This window comes from Komagataeibacter sp. FNDCF1 (assembly GCF_021295335.1).
In the GTDB taxonomy this organism is placed as follows: Bacteria; Pseudomonadota; Alphaproteobacteria; order Acetobacterales; family Acetobacteraceae; genus Komagataeibacter.
Window position 1 is genome coordinate 1,301,071 of sequence record NZ_JAIWOT010000001.1, and the last position, 18,371, is coordinate 1,319,441.

Genomic DNA, 18,371 nt, shown 5'->3' on the forward strand with positions numbered 1-18,371 from the left:
CGACGCAGACCGGCACAGCGGAACAATGCACCAGACTTCAGTCAGGCTTCGATAGCACCGGGCCACCCGCCACCCCGAAGGGTGCCGGGGGCCGCGCGGTGTATCAGGCCACAGCGGCCTTCTTTTCCTGAACGCGCAGGATGCGGCGCTTCACCGTCAGGGCTTCCGGCGTCAGCTTGCGGTTCGGGGTGGACAGCAGGAACGAATCCAGCCCACCATTGTGCTCGACCGTGCGGATGCCATTGGTGGTCATGCGCATGGGAACAGCCGCCCCCAGGATATCGGACAGCAGCGACGTTTCCTGCAGGTTGGGCAGGAAGCGGCGGCGGGACTTGTTGTTGGCGTGGCTGACGTTGTTTCCCGTCAGCACGCCCTTGCCTGTGATCTGGCAGCGGCGAGACATGTTATCATCCTCGGGTATAACTATGGCCGAGGCATAAATGCTCCGGCAAGGATCATCTGGATTAGGCGCGGCTTATCGCCAAACCACCGCCAACAGTCAAGATGCATAAGCAGGATTCGGCATATTTTGTGCCGCAAAGGGGTAGAATCGCCATGATTGCGCCCCTTTGCGGCACCATGGCTCAGCCTGCGCCGTGGTCGTGGTCGGGGTGGAGTTCGCCGGCCTGCACGCTGTGCAGCGCGTTTTCCAGCATGCCCTGCATGGCCTCGCGCCCCATGGTGCGCGACAGCAGGCCAAGCGATCCGCCCAGCAGGGCGGAGGCGATGGCCATCGGCGGCAGGTTCTCGCCCAGCATGTATTCGATGGCCTTGTCCACCACCGCGCCACAATGGCTGAGTTCGGGGGGGATGGCGTCCCCTTCGGGGGGCGGGGTGTTCGTGTCCGTCATGTCACGGCTCCTTTTAGCGTTCTTCCTGCATATGTACCGCCATGGCGCCCCTGACCAGTGCCAGGCGCACATGAAACCTGTCACATGCACGCAGGCGGGGTCAGGTGATGGCGGCTTCCTCCTCCGCCTGCACGGCCCACATTTCGGCATACACGCCGCCATGGGCCAGCAGGGCACGGTGGGTGCCGCGCTCAAGGATGCGCCCCTGCCCCATCACGAGGATTTCATCCACATCCACGATGGTGGACAGCCGGTGGGCGATGATCAGCGTGGTGCGGTTGGCCGCGACCATGTGCAGGGCGGTCTGGATTTCCTGCTCGGTGCGGGTGTCGAGTGCGCTCGTGGCCTCGTCGAGTATCAGTACGCGCGGGTTCTTGAGAATGGTGCGGGCAATCGCCACGCGCTGCTTTTCACCACCCGACAGCTTCAGCCCACGCTCACCCACGCGGGTGGCGTAGCCTTCGGGCAGGGTCATGATGAAATCATGGATGCAGGCCAGGCGCGCCGCCTGCTCCACCTCCGCCTGCGTTGCACCCAGGCGGCCATAGGCGATGTTGTAGCCGATCGTGTCGTTGAACAGGATGGTGTCCTGCGGCACCACGCCCACCGCACCACGCAGCGCCGCCTGCGAGATGGTGCGGATATCGTGCCCGTCCAGTTCGATGCGCCCCGCCGTCACGTCATAAAAGCGGAACAGCAGGCGGCTTATGGTGGACTTGCCCGCACCCGTCGGTCCGACAATGGCGACGCGGTGCCCCGCGGGGACATGAAAACTGACCCCGCGCAGGATCTCGCGGTCGGGACGGTAGCTGAAATGCACGTTGTCGAAGCGGATGTCGGCGGCAGGTGCCTCGTCCAGCCGCGCGGGTATGCCCATGGCCCCCGGCGCATCGGTAATGTCGGCCTGTTCATCCATCAGTGCGAACATGTGCTCGAGGTCGACCAGAGAATTGCGCAGCGACGTATAGACGCTGCCCAGAAAGTTGAGCGGCATGTACAGCTGCATGAGATAGGTGTTAACCAGCACGAAATGCCCCACGGTCATCCGTCCCGCCTCCACATCCCGCCCGGCCATGAGCATGACGGCGATCAGGGCCACGGCAATGATCGCGGCCTGCCCGAAGTTCAGCCCGTTGAGCGATATCTGGGTGCGGATGGCCGCCAGTTCGTAGCGCCGCTGGGCATCCTCGTAGCGCTGGCGCTCGTGGTCCTCGTTGCCGAAATACTTGACCGTCTCGTAATTGAGCAGGCTGTCCAGCGCCTTCCAGCTGGCTTCGCTGTTGATGTCGTTCATCTGCCGCCGCAGCCCGATCCGCCATGACGTGAACTGGATGGTGAACAGCACATACACCGCCACCGCCAGCAGCATCACCACGGCGTAGCGCCAGTCGAACAGCCGCCATATGACGACAATGACCAGAAGCGCTTCGATCAGGGTCGGCGCGACATTGAACACACCCACGCGCAGCAGGGTCTCGATGGCTTCCGTGCCGCGCGCGATGGCCCGCGTGACACTGCCGGACTGCCGGTTGAGGTGGAAGCGCAGCGAAAGCTGGTGCATATGGGTGAAGCTGCGCATGGCCGCGATCCGGCTTATGCGGTAGCGCAGGGGGGCGAACAGGGCATCACGCAGTTCACCCAGCCCCGCCGCCGCCATGCGCAGCAGGCCATAGCCCACGATCAGCACCAGCGGCATCATGGCCGCCCGTCCCGCCACGGGCTGCAGCGCGTCGATCACGCGGCTGTAGGCATAGGGCACGCCAATCGTGGCGACCTTGGCCGCCAGCAGCAGCAGGCACACACCCACCACACGCAGGCGGGTGCGGCTGTCATGCCGGGGCCACAGATAGGGCAGCAGGCCGCGCAGGGTGGCGGCAGCGGAACGTTCCGGCATATCGTGCCGGTTCTTGTCAGTAACAGCCATATGCACGGCATGGGCATACGGCACGGGTTTTGCAACCCATATTCCCCGCCGCGTGCCGGTTACTCAAGCATTGTCAGCCCCCGGGGCAGCCGGTATGCCAGCCATGGCCCGAAGGACAGGGATGGAACATGTCAGATCGCCTCGAAGGTTTTTTTCGTCATATTGCCGCATGCAACACGGCGGTGCTGCCCGGCGGGCGGCTGGAATTCAGGCTGGGCGACCAGCCGGCGGGCTGGGTGCAGCCTGCCCTGCTGCCGGTCCTGCTCCAGCATGGCATGACCCATGCGGACGGGCGCGTGACCCTGCATGACCCTGCCCGGCTGGAAGCGGTGGGCGAGGCCATGGCGCGTGAGGGCGTGTACCGCTCCCACCATGAACCGTTCGATGTCTGGACCGACATGGGCCGCCCGCCCGTGGCCCGCATCGACCGGGGCGCCCTGCCGCTGTTCGGGCTCATGGCGGCGGGGGTGCATCTCAACGGTCTCGTGCGCAGGCCCGACGGGCTGCATCTGTGGATCGCGCGGCGTTCCATGACCAAGCGGCTGGACCCCGGCAAGCTGGACCATCTGGTGGCGGGTGGCATTCCCGCCGGGCATACGGCCGCCCAGACGCTGGTCAAGGAAGCGGCGGAAGAAGCAAGCCTGCCACCGGAACTGGTCCGTGCCGCGCGCGCCACGGCGGATATCCGTTACGCGCTTGACCGGCCGGAAGGGCTGCGCCGCGATGTGCTGCACTGCTTCGAACTGGAACTGCCGCCCGACTTCATGCCAACCCCGGCCGATGGGGAGGTGGAGGAATTCCGCCTGATCCCCCTGCACGAAGCCTATGTGCTGGTACGTGATACCGATGAGTTCAAGTTCAATGTCAACCTTGTGCTGATCGACCTGTTCCTGCGCACGGGCATGATTGACGAACACAGCCCCGCAGGCCAGCGCCTGCGCACGGGACTGACAGGCTGGCACGCCCCGGTCACGTCCTGAAACCCGCACGCCACCCCTGCCCCACGCCAAGGACCATGCGATGACCCTCCCCCCCACGCCCCGCAGGATCCCCCACACCATCACGCAGCTTGGACGCACCCGCCACGATGACTATGCGTGGATGAAGGATGACAACTGGCAGGCCGTGCTGCGCGACCCGGCCCTGCTGCGCCCCGAGATTGCCGACCACCTGCGTGCCGAGAACGCCTATACCCATGCCGTCCTGTCCGGCACGGAGGCGCTGCAGGTGCAGCTTGTGGCCGAAATGAAAGGCCGCATGCAGCCTGACGATACCTATCCCGCCCTACCGCACGGGCCGTTCCTCTACCAGACCAGCTATGGCGCGGGGTCGGAATATCCGGTCTACAGCCGCCATCCCGCAACCGACCCGCAGGCGGAACAGGTGCTGCTGGATGTGAACGAAGCCGCGCAGGGGCACGACTATTACGCCGTTGCGGCTGCCACCCACAGCCCCGACCATACCCTGTTCGCCCATGCGGAGGACACGCAGGGATCCGAGATCTACCGCATCCGCATCCGCCGGCTGGATGATGACGCCGTCACCATTCCCCCGGTGGACAACTGCAGCGGGGCCTTTGTCTTCTCCCCCGACAGCCGGTTCCTGTTCTGGGTCTGGCGTGATGAGCACGGTCGCCCCGCGCGCGTCTACCGCCGCCGCATCGGGGAGGATACGGACACGCTGGTCTATGAGGAACCTGATCCCGGCTTTTTCGTGGGCGTGGACGCAACACGCTCCGGCGGGTGGATCATCATCTCCAGCGGCAACCATGATACATCCGAATCCTGGCTGGTTCCCGGTCATGATCCGCAGGCCCCCGCCACCTGCGCCGCACCGCGCGAGACCGGACTGATATACGGGCTGCACCATCAGGGCAGCCGGTTCATCATCCTGACCAATGCGGATGGCGCGTATGATTTCAAGATCATGGCAACACCCGACACGAAGCCGGGGCGGGAGCACTGGCGCGATCTCGTGCCCCATGAACCCGGGCGCTACATAACCGACTGCATGGTATGGTCCGGCCATATTGCATGGCGGGAACGACGTGACGCCAACACCCGCATCCTCATGCGCGACCATGCGGGCGCCACCCGGGCGCTGGAACCTGCCGAAGCCGCCTATGACCTGACCCTGAGCGGCGGGTATGAATACGACACCACCGAACTGCGCTACGTCTACCAGTCCCCCACCACCCCGCGCCAGTGGCATGCGCGGGACATGGTGACGGGCGATGACAGGCTGCTCAAGCAGCAGGCCGTGCCTTCGGGCCACGACCCCGCGCAGTACCGCTGCTGGCGGCTGATGGCGACCGCTCCCGATGGCGAACAGGTGCCGGTAACCGTACTGGGCCACCGTGATACGCCGGTTGATGGTAGCGCCCCGCTGCTGCTGTATGGCTATGGCGCCTACGGCCATGCCATTGATCCGGTATTCTCCACCCGCGTGTTCAGCCTGGTGGACCGGGGCTGGTTCCATGCCATTGCCCATGTGCGTGGCGGGTCGGAGAAGGGCTGGAACTGGTTTCTGGGCGGGCGGGGGCGCAACAAGCCCAACACGTTCAGTGATTTCATTGCCTGTGCCACGATGCTGACCGAAGCGGGCTTTGGCGCGCCCGGCCGGATCGTGGCGGACGGCCGCTCGGCGGGGGGCATGGTGATGGGGGCGATTGCCAACATGCGGCCCGACCTGTTTGCCGGAATCGTGGCGGTGGTACCATTCGTGGATGAACTCAACACCATGTCCGACGCTGCCCTGCCGCTTACCCCGCCGGAATGGCCCGAATGGGGCAACCCGCTGGAGGACGTCCAGGCCTATGACCTGATTGCCAGCTACGCCGCATACGAACAGATTGCCCCACGTGCCTATCCCGCCATACTGGCCATGGGCGGGCTGACCGACCCGCGCGTGACCTACTGGGAGCCGGCCAAATGGGTGGCCCGCCTGCGTGAGCACACCACGTCGGACCGGCCCATCATGCTCCGCACCAACATGGAGGCGGGCCACAGGGGGGCCACGGGTCGTTTCGATTCCCTGAAGGAAGCGGCCCTGATTCATGCTTTTGCCCTGTGGGCCGTTGAAACCGCAGCGCCAAAATAGGATGAATGTCCCTGCGGGCAGGATGCCATGCGTATCAGGCAGCCTGCCGAACCGAGCCAGCTTTCCAGAGGAATGACCATGAAAGACCCCCATAACGCGGATCAGGAACCTGCGCCCGCGCCGGGGATGGAGGCTGATCCCGCCTCCACGATACGTATCTTCCGGTCGTTCAGCGAGACACAGCGCACCCAGCGCGTGGCCAGGGCCCTGCTGGCGCTGTTCTTCGTGCTACTGGCGCTTTACACCGTGCGCGGCTTCCTGCCATCGCTCATATGGGGGTGCATCTTCGCCATCGCTTCATGGCCCCTTTATGCACGCGCGCGCAGGCGGTGGCATTCCCGCGCGCACCAGACCATGCTGCCGGTACTGTTCACGCTGGCCATGGCCCTTATCTTCCTCGGCCCGCTGGCGCTGTTCGGGCTGGAAGCCGGGCGTGAGGCCGAAGGCGTGCTCCGTCTGCTCAACGATGCCCGGCATTCCGGCATTCCTGTGCCCCCATGGATCAGCCGCCTGCCCTATGGCCAGCAGGCGATCGAGGCATGGTGGAGCGAGCATCTGAAAAACCCGGCCGATGTGTCCGCCCTGCTCGGTTCAATGAATATCGGACAGGGCGTGAAGGTGACCCAGCAGCTTGGCTCGCAGGTACTGCACAGGGTGCTTCTGTTCGTATTCGCGATCCTGACGCTGTTCTTCCTGCTCAAGGACGGAGATGCCGTCATCCGCCAGTCGCTCAACGTCTCGCGCCGGGCCTTTGGCAAGCGCGGCGAGCGGATCGCACTGCAGATGATCGCCTCCGTCCACGGCTCGGTCTCGGGTCTGGTGCTGGTGGGCATTGGCGAAGGGATGCTCATGGGCCTTGCCTACCTGGTGGCCGGTGCGCCGCATCCCTTCCTGTTCGGAGTGATCACGGCCGTTGCCGCCATGATCCCCTTCTGCGCACTGATCGCCATTGGCGCCGTAGCCCTGCTGCTGCTGGTCAATACCGGCGCCGTGCTGACCGCACTGGCCATCGTGCTGTTTGGTATTGCCGTGATCTTCCTGGCGGACCACCTGGTACGGCCCGCCCTGATCGGCGGCTCGACCCAGTTGCCATTCTTGTGGGTGCTGATGGGCATTCTGGGCGGGGCGGAAAGCTGGAGCCTGCTGGGACTGTTCGTCGGCCCCGCCATCATGGCCGTGCTGCACATGCTGTGGCTGAACTGGAGCCGGGCACGCTACTGAGCCGCGCCCCTCCCGCCGGATTACATACCCCGGCGACCTGTGTGTAAAAATAAAAAAGGCATCCTTTGCAGGATGCCTTTTTTTACCCCCAATTTGGGGAAAACCCTATCGCAGACAGGGATATCGGGCAGGCGGGATTCGAACCCACGACCCCCAGTCCCCCAGACTGATGCGCTACCAGGCTGCGCTACTGCCCGCCTGTCTGCGATGGGCAGGGTGTAGCAGCCACAAGGGGGGACCGCAAGGCATGTTCTGGTCCAAAATGAAAAAAAACGTCCGTTCAGACGGGGACCATCTCGCGCAGGGCCTGCAATTCCACCAGAACACCGCGCAGGCTGTCACGCAGCATGGTATTTTCCGCCTGCAGGCGCTCAAGTTCGATCATGACAAGCTGCTCAAGCGGGACTTCAGCGGCATTGTCCTGCGTGGTGTCCGCCGGGGACACGGGGGCGGCCTGTACAGGTGGGGAGGGTTCGGCCTCCTGCGCCGCTGCTGGCTGCGGGGTATCGACGGGAACGGGCTGAACAGGCTCCTGTACAGCCATCACAGCCGGTGCCTCGGGCGGCAGGACTTCGGGGTCAGGTTCAGGTTCAGGCGCCGTATATTCGATCGTCTCCTGGACAATCGTGATCTCCTCCACAACCGGGGTGGAGACGGGCTGCGTATCCGCCTCGATCTGGAGCGGGGCGGGTTCGGCGGACGGTACGGACTGCGGTACGGCTGGTGGCGTGGCCGCGGCCACGGATTGTACTGGCGTGCCCCCGTCATGTTCGACCACAGGCGGCCCCGCCGTCAGCGCCGGAGCAGGTGCCGTGCCCACAGCAGGCGGGGCATGCGCCAGTTCCGTCTGGGCCTGCCCCAGGGACAGCTTGCGCACGTAAAGCAGGTCGGCAATCTGGCGCAGCACAGCAATGTCATGCGCGCGATAGTAACGCCGCCCCCCCTGCCCGCGCAGCGGGCGCAACTGCGGGAAGCGGGTTTCCCACATGCGCATCACATGCTGGGCCAGCCCGAGTTCACGCGCGACCTCATAGATCGGCAGGGTATCGATTCCCGGCTGCACCGTATCGGGTGTGGTTCCGGCGGGATAATCCTGCATGCTCATTCGTCATCTCCTTCCGGCCGGGTCTCCCCGCCGGACTGTCCGTTGACATGGGCACGAAGCAGCTGACTGGGGCGGAAAACCAGCACGGAGCGCGGCAGAATCGGTACTTCCACGCCCGTTTTGGGGTTCCGGCCCGTTCGCTGTCCCTTCTGTCGGACGGAGAACGTGCCAAACCCGCTTATCTTCAGGGTATCGCCGGCCTCAAGTGTCCGTGCCATCTGCTCCAGGATATCTTCCAGGATATCGGCGGATTCATGGCGGGACAGGCCGACCTGATCATATATCTGTTCTGCCAGAGTGGCGCGCGTCACGGTGCTCATGCGTAAACGTTATGCATGCCTGCCCGCAGCGTCAATTGAATGTGGCAAAAGGAGCGGCAGTTTATTCCCCGCCCTTTTCAATGTGGTACCGAAACGACATTAGAGCCGTGCCAGTGCCGCTCCCCATGTCAGACCACCGCCAAGGGCTTCCATCAGCACCAGGTCGCCCTTGCGGATACGTCCGTCGCGCACCGCCTCGTTCAGCGCCAGCGGGATGGACGCGGCAGAGGTGTTGGCATGCCGGTCCACCGTCACCACCACCCGCTCGGCGGGCAGGTCCAGCTTGCGGGCCACGCCATCTATGATGCGCAGGTTGGCCTGGTGCGGCACCAGCCAGTTCACGTCCGCATGGGTCAGGCCATTCGCCGCCAGTGCTTCATCAACCGAGGATGACAGCTTGCCCACGGCATGGCGGAACACGTCGCGGCCCTGCATGCGCAGATGGGCCGGCCTGTCATGCTGCCCCGTGGCGCCATCCACATACAGCAGGTCGCCATACCGCCCGTCGGAATGCAGGTGGGTGGACAGGATGCCCGCCTCACCATCTTCCGGCCCGGCGGTGGTCAGGAAGACCGCCCCCGCGCCATCGCCAAACAGCACGCAGGTGCCACGGTCCGACCAGTCCAGGATACGGGAATAGACTTCGCTGCCGATCACCAGCGCGGAACGGGCCTGCCCGCTGCGGATCAGCGAGTCGGCCATGGACAGGGCATAAATGAACCCCGAACACGCGGCGGCAAGGTCAAAGCCGAATCCATGGGTCATGCCCAGTTCGGCCTGCACGCGCACGGCCGTGGCGGGAAAGGCCTGGTCGGGCGTGCTGGTGGCAATGATCACGGCATCCACGTCAGCCGGTGTGGCGCCGGCATAGTCCAGTGCCTGCCGGGCCGCCCTGGCCGCCATGGTAACGGCGGTGTCCCCTTCCCCCGCAATGTGGCGCTGCCGGATGCCGGTGCGGCCCCTGATCCATTCGTCAGAGGTGTCGAGCCGGCCGGCAAGTTCGTCATTGGTCACGATCCGCTCAGGCAGGTAGCCACCGAACCCGGAGAGAAGCGAGCGTTTCGCCGTCATGCCTGTTTTTCCACCAATTTCATCTCGCATTCACGACCGGCGGCAGGCATTCCGCCCGCAGCCATGCCGGAATGTCCCTAGGTCAGGATGCAGGAACCGCCTGCGACTGGTCGGGGCTTGCCTTGACGGATGTCAGGCTTTCCATATGGGCAAGGCGCTCGCGTATGCCGTCGGTAAAGCGGTGGGTAACCATGTCCATCGCCACATCCACCGCGGCGGCGAAGCCTTCGGCATCCGTGCCACCATGGGATTTGACCACCACACCATTAAGCCCGACGAACACGGCACCGTTGTACCGGCGCGGATCAAGCCATTCCTTCATCCGCTCCAGGCCGGGCCGCACGAGCAGGTAGCCAATCCGCCCCAGCAGGCTGGAGGTAAAGACCTGACGCAGCAGGGTAAACGCCATTTTCAGCGCGCCTTCCCCCGTTTTCAGCGCCACATTGCCGGTAAAGCCGTCCGTCACCACCACATCGGTCGTGCCGGCGGTAATGTCGTGACCTTCCACAAAGCCGTGGAACTGCCGGGCGAGCGGACTGCCCCGCAGCACTTCGGCTGCCTGGCGCAGGCGCTCGTCGCCCTTCAGTTCTTCCGATCCGACATTGAGCAGCCCGATCGTGGGTGCCGGAAGCCCCAGCACCGCCTTGGCAAAGGCTTCGCCCATCACGGCGAATTCCACCAGGTTGCGCCAGTCGCACGATACGTTCGCCCCCAGGTCGAGCATGACCACATCCCCGCGCGTGGTGGGGCTGATGGCGGCCATGGCCGGGCGGGTAATGCCGGGAAGGGTTTTTATGACAATCTTGGCCAGTGCCAGCATGGCGCCGCTGTTGCCGGCGGATACGACGCCCTGCGCCTCCCCCTGTGCAACGGCATCCATGGCCAGGCGCATGGACGAATCCCGCACGCGCAGCGCCGCCGTGGGCTTCATGTCCATGGGAATAGCCGAACCGGCCGGACGGATCGTGCAGATGGCGGCCGCGCGCGGATGGCGGGCCAGAAGGCCGGACAACGTCGCCTCATCCCCCACCAGGAGAATCCTGGCGGATGGATGTCGGTCTGCCGCAATCGCCAGTCCGGCCACTACAACTTCCGGACCACCATCCCCCCCCATGCCATCAATGGCAAGGGTGTAAGGCCCAGTCTCGGAAAAGGAGGAACCTGTCTCGCTCATGCTCGTCTTGTGCCGGGTAGGAAAGGAACGCGCAAGGTGCGGGCCATACACTTTGGCATGACCCTTCCCCGCGCCCCGGACGGGACAGCCCGGGAGCGCCCGCCGGCGTGGCCCCCGTGGACCGCGCCGAGACCGGGTGGTGACGTCGGTCGTGGCCTGTTATCAGGCGCGGACCGCCGTCTTCAGCGCCTTGCCGGCGGATGCGACTTCGCGGCCGTCATAATGCCCGCAGTGGCTGCAGACATGATGCGGGCGCTTGAGTTCGCCACAGTTGGAGCATTCGGCATGTGCCGGAACGCTGAGTGCCGCGTGGCTGCGACGCATGCCACGACGCGACGGGGAGGTTTTTCTCTTGGGTACAGCCATGGGCCTGGGCCCCTCCGATCTGGATCACAACCGGCAGGCACACCCTCGTGGCGTTACACCGGTCAGTTATCAGTAATTGAGGGGGGCGCTCTAGCAGACCATTCGCACTTGCGCAAGAGACCCTGCGCAAAGATTGCGTAGCGCGCCCCTCCGTTCCGCCCTTTCTTTGCGTCAGTTCTGCTTTTTTTTCAACTCGGCAAGAGCGGAAAAAGGCTGCCTGCGCGTGGTTTCTTCGGGTTCGGCCTCTTCCGTTCCTGCAAATTCATCCGGAATCCGGCTGCCGGGCTTGTGCGGGTAGGGATCGAGCGCAAGCGACAGTTCTTCCGTCGCAAGCTCACCCAGGTCGATGGTGTCGCGCGCATAGGGCACTTCATCGACGCTGAACGGATCGATCTCGTCATCCTCGCGGAAGCGTTCGGCCGGAATGCAGCGCACAGTGAACGATTCCGCCAGCACATCCTCAAACGGTTCCAGGCTGACCACGCATTCCTGTGTCACATGCGCGGTCAGCCAGCCTTCGGCCAGTACCTCCCCGTCCTGCCCCGGCGCCAGCCGGTAGCGGCACGACAGGTTGCGCAGGCCGGGAATGCCCAGCCGCGTCGCCAGCCTGCGGCATTCGGTATCCGATGCCTCGACCACCGTCTCCATGCCACGGGCCGGGATGCGCCCCACGGCAACGGGTCGGGAAAATTCTGCATCCATGTTCTTCACTCCTGCACGTGTGTGGCGGGGTGCTGGCCCCCCGCCGGGGTGGGCAAATGGGTGGAAACCATGCCCTGTCGCCGTGTTTTTCCATCCGCGGGGCGATCTGTGATTGACTTCATTTTCCCGATGGGGCACCGGAAAGACGAACCATCATCATGCGCCATGCCCTTATTTCAGGATATTTTCCGGACCATGCGGTCATCCAAGGACAACCTGCCCCGCTCCCGTTCATTACGCCTGTTTTCGTGCGCTGTCATCGGGGCAGGCATGATGCTGTCGGGATGTTCGGTCTTCAGGCCGAGCCATATCCAGCATGGCTCGCTGGTTGAACCGGATGACTACAACAAGCTCAAGGTAGGCGAGACCTCGCGCTCGGACGTGATGGACGCGCTGGGCTCCCCCACCGGGCGCGCCACGTTCGATGACAATACGTGGATCTATGTCTCCATGACCCACGTACTGGCCCCGATCAGCTTCCCGCAGGTACGCAAGCAGGATGTCGTGGTCCTGACCTTCGATCAGGATGGCGTGCTGCGCGGCCTGCGCAGCCTGCACAAGGACGATGCCCGCTACGTGACCATGGCCTCTGGCCGCACGCCCACCCCGGGCACCAAGATCAACATCATGCAGCAGATCCTGGGCAATGTGGGGCGCTACAACCCGCTCAGCCAGATGAGCAGCACCTATGGCGGCAGCACCGGCCCGATGAACAGCATGAACGGCGGCCCCGGCCATGGCGGGTCGGGCAACAGCCTGCCCTGATCTCCTGACCCTGCGGCCCGCTCAGGCCGGAAGTACGATCCGTACCCGCGCGCCCCCCATCGGGCTGGCTTCCAGCCCGATATGGCCGCCATGGGCATGAATGATGTCACGCGCTATGGCCAGGCCCAGGCCGGTGCCGCCCTCGGCCCCGCTCTCAAAGGGGCGGAAGACATGCTCGCGCCTGGATTCTTCTATCCCGCAGCCATCGTCATCCACATACAGCACGACCTGCCTGCGCCCGCTCTGGGCTGAAAAAACGACCCGCTCCGCATGGCGGCGCGCGTTCTCCGCCACGTTGCTCAGCACGCGCCGCAGGGCGTTGGGCCGCCCGGTCATGGCCAGCCCCGGGGTGATCGACCCGATGGCCGCCTGCGCGCCCATGCGGCGCAGGGTGGTCACGATTTCCTCGAACATGTCCTCCACCCGGATCATGACGGGGGTTTCCGCCCCTTCCCCCCGGGCAAAGGAGAGGTACCCTTCGATCATGTGCTCCATTTCCCCGATATCGCCAATCATGTCGGCAATGTCGGGCTGCAGGTCGGCGGCCTCCACCCTGCCCGCGCGTGGCAGCATGGCCAGGGACAGCCGCAGGCGGGTCAGTGGCGTGCGCAGGTCGTGGGAGACACCGGCCAGCACGGTGGTGCGCTGTTCGACAAAGCGGTTGATGCGCTCGCGCATGCGGTTGAAGGCCACGGCGGCCTTGCGGATCTCCTGCGCACCCTCTGGCACGATCGGCACGGTATCGCGCCCCAGCCCGAACAGTTCCGCCGCCCGCGCCAGCCGCCTGATGGCCCGCACCTGGTTGCGCATGAACAGGGCCGCGATCAGGAACAGCAGCAGCGCGCTGCCCGACGCCCATGCCACGAACAGCCATACGGGGGCCACAACCAGCCGCTTGCGCAGGACCACAACCTGCAGCACGCCAATAGGTGTCTGAACCGAAATCACGACCCGGTGACGCGCCTGCTTCCAGTCGACAAAGGTGGGCCAGCGCACGGCGGCCTGAAGGTCGTGGGCCAGATCCTCGTCTATCGGACCAAGCACATGGTTCGACCCGCTGCGGTGCAGGCTTTCACCTTCATGCAGGGTCATGACCAGACCCGCGCGCCGCCCCGCATCCTCCAGTATCCACTGCCGGTCCGCCGCTGACGGATAGCGTTCGAGCATGTCCAGCGTCATGGAGATGGTGGTGGCCAGATCGCCCGACAGGCGGCGCGAGACGACCTGCAGGTAATGGCCATAGAACAGTTCCAGCGAGATGGCCTGTGTGGCCAGAAGCGGAATGAACCCGATCAGCAGCATCCGCCCCAGCAGCGAGCGCGGCAGGATGCGGCGGACGAGCCGTTCGCGCACACGACGCCAGCCGCGTGGCGGGGCGCTGTCCATGCCTGGGGGTGACTCCATGCCGTCCTTCTCCGGTTTTTTCCAGGCACAAAAAAACCGGCTCCCTTGCAGGAGCCGGTTCCTTGCGGGTCAGACCCGTATCTGTATCCTGATGACGCGGGGCTTAGAAGCCTTCACGCTCCAGGCGCTTGCGCTCCATCTTGCGGGCGCGGCGCACGGCTTCGGCTGCCTCGCGCGCCTTGCGCTCGGACGGCTTTTCGTAATGGCGACGCAGCTTCATTTCGCGGAAGATGCCTTCACGCTGCATTTTTTTCTTGAGGGCCTTGAGGGCCTGATCAACATTGTTGTCACGAACGAGAACCTGCACTGGGTCGTCAACTCCTGATCTGCCATCCGGTATGGATGATCCATGAAACTGAAACTTGGGGAACGTCCGCCCGAGGCCATTCCCTTCGTGCGATTCCCAAACGGGCCGCACCTATATCACACTCACGCACGGCAACACAAATCTTTCCCGCAGGCAGGGATAAATGAATTTCCTGCTCCGCCTTGCGTGCCAACGCTGTCATATAGATGTTCCCCGAAACAGGAAGGGCATTTCCTTTCATGACGCTGCTCAAGATCGCCCGCATGGGCCATCCGGTGCTGCTCCGGCCCGCCAGTGATGTTGCCGACCCGCAGGCCCCCGCCATCCGCACGCTGGTGGCGGACATGATCGAGACCATGCTCGATGCACAGGGCGCGGGACTGGCTGCGCCGCAGGTCCATCAGAGCCTGCGCCTGTTCGTCTATCATGTCCCGCCTGCCCGCAGCGCGGGGGAAGACGACCCGCCACGGCCGCCATCGGTCCTGATCAACCCGGTGCTGGAACCCGTGGATGAGGAAAAGGTGGACCGACTGGAGGGCTGCCTGTCCATTCCCGGCATGCGGGGCTGGGTGCCGCGCTACCGGCGCATCGCCTATCGGGGGCTTGATGGGCATGGTCATGAAGTGCACGGCGTTGCATCAGGCTTTCTGGCCAATGTATTGCAGCACGAATACGATCACCTGAACGGGATTCTCTACCCCATGCGCATGGTCGATCTGGGCCGGATGGGATTTGACAGCGAAATGGCACGTTATGGAGAGCGCACATGAATCCTTCCCTTCTGGCCACGGCCGCCACGTCCGCGCTGGTGCCGCCCGCGCTTCCGCACTCACCACAGGGTGATGACCTGCTGCGCCGGTTCCTGGCCGATCCGCGCGCGGGCAGCACGCCATGGACTCCGGCCCTGCTGCGGGCCTGTCTGGGGGCGGATGCGGATATCCTGTTCCCCGAAGGGGTGGCGCAGGTGGCCGAATCCTGTTTCGACCTGATGGACCGTGACATGCTGGCCGCATCAGGCAGCTTCCGCAGCCGCAAGATCAGCCGCCGCGTGCGCGCCGCCATCCTGTTCCGGCTGGAACGCGCCGCGCCATATCGCATGGCCATACGGCAGGCGCTGGCGGTGCTCATGGTTCCGACGCATGCCCGTATCCTGGCCCGCACGCTGGGCCGGAGCGTGAACGCCATATGGCAGGCGGCGGCCGATACCTCCACCGGCTTCACATTCCTGACCAAGCGCGTCACGCTCAGTGGCGTCTATGTTTCCACACTGCTGTTCTGGCTCACACGCGGGGGCAATCCGGCATCGGTGGAGGAATTCCTTGACCGTCGCCTGGCCGATGTCGGGCGCATCACGCGCCTGCGCAACCGGCTGACCGGCCGTATCGCCTGAACGCCGGACATTCCACCACGCCATGGCCCCGCCCCGCCCGCCCCCCATCCGCAGCACGCCCACGGGTGCGGGGGTGGAACTGCTCTTCCTGCGCGACGAGGACATGCGCCAGGCGCAGGACCTGCTCATGCTGGCGTGCCGTTCTTTCAATGCGGTGATTGACCAGGAACTGCAGGCACAGGGTCTGGGACATGCACATTACCGGATCATGCAGGCCGTGGCGCAGCAGCCCGGCCTGCCGGTGGGCGGACTGCTGGACCTGCTGGGCATTACCAAGCAGAGCATGGGCCGTGCACTGGGGGAACTGCTGACGCACGGGCTGATACGGCAGGAAACCGCCCAGCAGGACCGCAGGCAGCGCCAGCTTTACCTGACGCCACGCGGAACGGAGATTGAAAACCGTCTCTTTTCCCTGCAACGTGAGGTACTTCTGCGGGTGTACCGCAATGCGGGCGGCAGGGCGGTGGACGGTTTCCGCCGCGTCATGCGCGGCCTGATAGACGAATCGGATGGCCCCGGCGTATCCACCGGTGCCTTTTCCCCTTCCGACCGGAGTTCCCCATGATCCAGACGGCCTGCGACTCATCTTCCCCCCGTGACAGCATGATCGTGGATGCGCATGTGGTGGTGGTGGATGATGATCCCCGCCTGCGCCGCCTGCTGCAACGTTACCTGAGTGAACAGGGCTTTCGTGTCAGCGCCGCGTCATCGGCCCATGAAGCACGGCAGGTGCTTGGCTTCATGCAGCCCGATGCACTGGTGCTCGACATTACCATGCCGGGGGAAAACGGGCTGGAACTGACCCGGGAACTGCGGCGGGAGAAGCATGATTTCCCCATACTGCTGCTGACCGCGCGCGGCGAGCCGGAGGACCGGATCATCGGGCTGGAAGCCGGGGCCGATGATTACCTGGCCAAACCGTTCGAACCACGTGAACTGCTGCTGCGGCTCAAGGCGCACCTGCGTCGATTCGTGCCGCCGGCGCCCAGCAGCAACCTGCGTATCGTGCGGCTGGGCACGCTGGAATTCGACCCGGTGCGCGGCCTGCTGTCCAATGCCGATGGCATCGTGCACCTGACGGGGGGGGAATCGGCGCTGCTTTCGGTGCTGGCGCGCCACCCGAACGAGATCCTGTCGCGCACCGATATCGCAACGACACTGGACATGGAGGAAATTGGCAAGCGCGCGGTGGATGTGCAGGTCACCCGCCTGCGCCGCCGCATCGAGCCCGACCCCAAGGAACCACGCTACCTGCAGACCGTGCGCGGCAAGGGTTACGTGCTCAAGCCGGGCCTTTGAAACAGAAAGAAGTTTCTGGTGCCGCTTTTTTTAAAGCTTCGAAGAACGCCGCCTTTTTGAAAAAAGGCGGCGCCTGGAAACTTTCATGATCTCCCGATCAGCCAGTCTGAAATAACCCCTTGAAGTGAAAAAGGCCGGCACATCCACCATGCCGGCCTTTCTTGCACCAGAGGCAATGCCCAAAGGCTCAGGCCGCCCCGTTCAGGCGCTCCAGTTCGGCCACCACGGCGCTACCCATGCCATCGGTGTTCACTTCCGTCCTGCCCGCGCTCATGATGTCGGGCGTGCGCAGGCCCTGGTCCAGCACGTTGGACACGGCCTGCTCGATCAGTGCCGCATCCTCCTGCATATCGAACGAATAGCGCAGCAGCATGGCAAAGGAGAGGATCTGCGCCAGCGGGTTCGCCTTGCCCTGCCCCGCAATGTCCGGCGCGCTGCCATGGATCGGTTCATACAGCGCGGGCAGGCGGCCGTCCTCGCCCTTTGCTCCCAGTGTGGCCGAAGGCAGCATGCCCAGGCTGCCCGTCAGCATAGAGGCAAGGTCGGACAGCAGGTCGCCAAACAGGTTGCCGGTCACGATCACATCGAACTGGCGCGGATTGCGCACCATCTGCATGGCACAGTTGTCAGCCAGCATATGGGTCAGTTCCACGTCCTTGTACTCACGGGCGTGCAGGTCGGTCACGACCTCTTTCCACAGCAGGCCGCTTTCCATCACGTTGCACTTCTCGACCGAGCACACGCGATTGTCGCGCTTGCGTGCCAGGTCAAAGGCCACGCGGGCCACGCGCTCGATTTCCGCCGTGGTGTAGACCTCGGTATTGATGCCCCGGCGTGAGCCGTCCGGCAGGGTCTCTATGCCACGCGGCGTGCCGAAATAGATGCCGCCCACCGTCTCGCGCACGATCATGATGTCCAGCCCGCGAATGACATCGGGCTTGAGCGTGCTGGCATCGACCAGCGAGTCGAACACCTTGGCCGGACGCAGGTTGGCGAACAGCCCCAGTTCCTGCCGCAGCTTCAGGATCGCGATCTCGGGCCGGCGGTCAAACCCCGCTGAAGCCCATTTCGGGTCCCCTACCGAGCCGAACAGCACCGCATCCGCCGCACGCGCCGCGTCAATCACCTGCTGGGTGATCGGCTGGCCATGTACAGCAAGCGATGCGCCCCCCACCAGATCCTCGCTGATATCAAACCGGATGCCGCGCGCCTGCGCCATCCAGTCCATGATGCGCCGGACCTGCTGCATGATTTCAGGACCAATGCCATCGCCAGGCAGGATCAGGAGTTTCTTGGGTGCGGACATGACGTTTCCCATCCGGATAATCGGTTTGTTAAATGCTCTTTCCCGTGTGGCGGGCAGCGGGCAGCCG

20 protein-coding genes and 1 tRNA gene are annotated in these 18,371 nt (G+C 64.6%); 8 read left to right on the forward strand and 13 right to left on the reverse strand.

Annotated elements, in window-relative coordinates; all coding sequences use genetic code 11:
* Positions 1-103: 103 nt before the first annotated feature.
* The 3 genes from rpmB to LDL32_RS06165 all read right to left on the reverse strand — a co-directional run bounded on the left by rpmB (position 104) and on the right by LDL32_RS06165 (position 2,745).
* Positions 104-403 (reverse strand): 50S ribosomal protein L28, encoded by a 300-nt coding sequence (gene rpmB / locus LDL32_RS06155; RefSeq protein ID WP_007399798.1) that lies wholly within the window; start codon positions 401-403, stop codon positions 104-106.
* Between the two features lie 181 nt (positions 404-584).
* Complete coding sequence (locus LDL32_RS06160; protein WP_233065217.1) at positions 585-851, reverse strand: hypothetical protein; 267 nt, start codon at positions 849-851, stop codon at positions 585-587.
* Positions 852-951: 100 nt separating this feature from the next.
* A complete protein-coding gene (locus LDL32_RS06165; RefSeq protein WP_233065219.1) occupies positions 952-2,745 on the reverse strand; it encodes an ABC transporter ATP-binding protein/permease in 1,794 nt (597 codons plus the stop codon).
* A gap of 158 nt (positions 2,746-2,903) precedes the next feature.
* Between LDL32_RS06165 and LDL32_RS06170 the strand changes: the two genes are divergently transcribed.
* From LDL32_RS06170 to LDL32_RS06180, 3 genes are all read left to right on the forward strand, one after another.
* Complete coding sequence (locus LDL32_RS06170; protein ID WP_233065221.1) at positions 2,904-3,755, forward strand: NUDIX hydrolase family protein; 852 nt, start codon at positions 2,904-2,906, stop codon at positions 3,753-3,755.
* A gap of 40 nt (positions 3,756-3,795) precedes the next feature.
* On the forward strand, positions 3,796-5,874 hold the full coding sequence (locus LDL32_RS06175; protein ID WP_233065223.1) for a S9 family peptidase: 2,079 nt from the start codon (positions 3,796-3,798) through the stop codon (positions 5,872-5,874).
* A 72-nt stretch (positions 5,875-5,946) separates the two neighbouring features.
* Entirely contained in the window at positions 5,947-7,095 is a 1,149-nt protein-coding gene (locus tag LDL32_RS06180; protein ID WP_233068730.1) for an AI-2E family transporter, read from the forward strand.
* 123 nt (positions 7,096-7,218) lie between these two features.
* Here the strand turns inward: LDL32_RS06180 and LDL32_RS06185 are convergent.
* From LDL32_RS06185 to LDL32_RS06215, 7 genes are all read right to left on the reverse strand, one after another.
* A tRNA-Pro gene (locus tag LDL32_RS06185) sits at positions 7,219-7,292 on the reverse strand.
* Between the two features lie 83 nt (positions 7,293-7,375).
* Positions 7,376-8,200, reverse strand: a complete 825-nt coding sequence (locus LDL32_RS06190; protein ID WP_233065225.1) for a MerR family transcriptional regulator — start codon at positions 8,198-8,200, stop codon at positions 7,376-7,378.
* Complete coding sequence (locus tag LDL32_RS06195; protein WP_233065227.1) at positions 8,197-8,520, reverse strand: integration host factor subunit alpha; 324 nt, start codon at positions 8,518-8,520, stop codon at positions 8,197-8,199. The genes LDL32_RS06190 and LDL32_RS06195 overlap by 4 nt, the downstream gene beginning before the upstream one ends.
* A 99-nt stretch (positions 8,521-8,619) precedes the next feature.
* A complete protein-coding gene (locus LDL32_RS06200; RefSeq protein ID WP_233065230.1) occupies positions 8,620-9,591 on the reverse strand; it encodes a beta-ketoacyl-ACP synthase III in 972 nt (323 codons plus the stop codon).
* Between the two features lie 82 nt (positions 9,592-9,673).
* Entirely contained in the window at positions 9,674-10,765 is a 1,092-nt protein-coding gene (gene plsX / locus LDL32_RS06205) for a phosphate acyltransferase PlsX (RefSeq protein WP_233065233.1), read from the reverse strand.
* Between the two features lie 162 nt (positions 10,766-10,927).
* A complete protein-coding gene (rpmF, locus tag LDL32_RS06210; RefSeq protein ID WP_010506434.1) occupies positions 10,928-11,131 on the reverse strand; it encodes a 50S ribosomal protein L32 in 204 nt (67 codons plus the stop codon).
* Positions 11,132-11,302: 171 nt separating this feature from the next.
* Positions 11,303-11,833, reverse strand: a complete 531-nt coding sequence (locus tag LDL32_RS06215; protein ID WP_233065235.1) for a DUF177 domain-containing protein — start codon at positions 11,831-11,833, stop codon at positions 11,303-11,305.
* A 195-nt stretch (positions 11,834-12,028) separates the two neighbouring features.
* On the opposite strand from LDL32_RS06215, the gene LDL32_RS06220 reads away from it, so the two are divergent.
* On the forward strand, positions 12,029-12,598 hold the full coding sequence (locus tag LDL32_RS06220; protein WP_233065236.1) for an outer membrane protein assembly factor BamE: 570 nt from the start codon (positions 12,029-12,031) through the stop codon (positions 12,596-12,598).
* Between the two features lie 21 nt (positions 12,599-12,619).
* On the opposite strand, the gene LDL32_RS06225 is transcribed toward LDL32_RS06220, so the two are convergent.
* Entirely contained in the window at positions 12,620-14,002 is a 1,383-nt protein-coding gene (locus LDL32_RS06225) for a HAMP domain-containing sensor histidine kinase (protein ID WP_233065238.1), read from the reverse strand.
* 103 nt (positions 14,003-14,105) lie between these two features.
* Positions 14,106-14,309: a 30S ribosomal protein S21 gene (gene rpsU, locus LDL32_RS06230; RefSeq protein WP_010506446.1), complete on the reverse strand. Its 204-nt coding sequence runs from the start codon at positions 14,307-14,309 to the stop codon at positions 14,106-14,108.
* Positions 14,310-14,548: 239 nt separating this feature from the next.
* Between rpsU and def the strand changes: the two genes are divergently transcribed.
* From def to LDL32_RS06250, 4 genes are read left to right on the forward strand one after another with little or no spacing between them, the layout of a single operon-like run.
* Complete coding sequence (def, locus tag LDL32_RS06235; protein WP_233065240.1) at positions 14,549-15,079, forward strand: peptide deformylase; 531 nt, start codon at positions 14,549-14,551, stop codon at positions 15,077-15,079.
* The gene (locus tag LDL32_RS06240) at positions 15,076-15,699 is read left to right on the forward strand and encodes a COQ9 family protein (protein WP_233065242.1); all 624 of its coding nucleotides are present in this window, start codon (positions 15,076-15,078) and stop codon (positions 15,697-15,699) included. The genes def and LDL32_RS06240 overlap by 4 nt, the downstream gene beginning before the upstream one ends.
* A 22-nt stretch (positions 15,700-15,721) precedes the next feature.
* Complete coding sequence (locus LDL32_RS06245; protein WP_233065244.1) at positions 15,722-16,264, forward strand: MarR family winged helix-turn-helix transcriptional regulator; 543 nt, start codon at positions 15,722-15,724, stop codon at positions 16,262-16,264.
* Positions 16,261-16,998 (forward strand): response regulator, encoded by a 738-nt coding sequence (locus LDL32_RS06250; RefSeq protein WP_233065246.1) that lies wholly within the window; start codon positions 16,261-16,263, stop codon positions 16,996-16,998. The genes LDL32_RS06245 and LDL32_RS06250 overlap by 4 nt, the downstream gene beginning before the upstream one ends.
* Positions 16,999-17,185: 187 nt before the next feature.
* Here LDL32_RS06250 and leuB read toward each other — a convergent pair whose 3' ends face one another.
* Positions 17,186-18,304, reverse strand: a complete 1,119-nt coding sequence (leuB, locus tag LDL32_RS06255; RefSeq protein ID WP_233065250.1) for a 3-isopropylmalate dehydrogenase — start codon at positions 18,302-18,304, stop codon at positions 17,186-17,188.
* Positions 18,305-18,371: the final 67 nt, after the last annotated feature.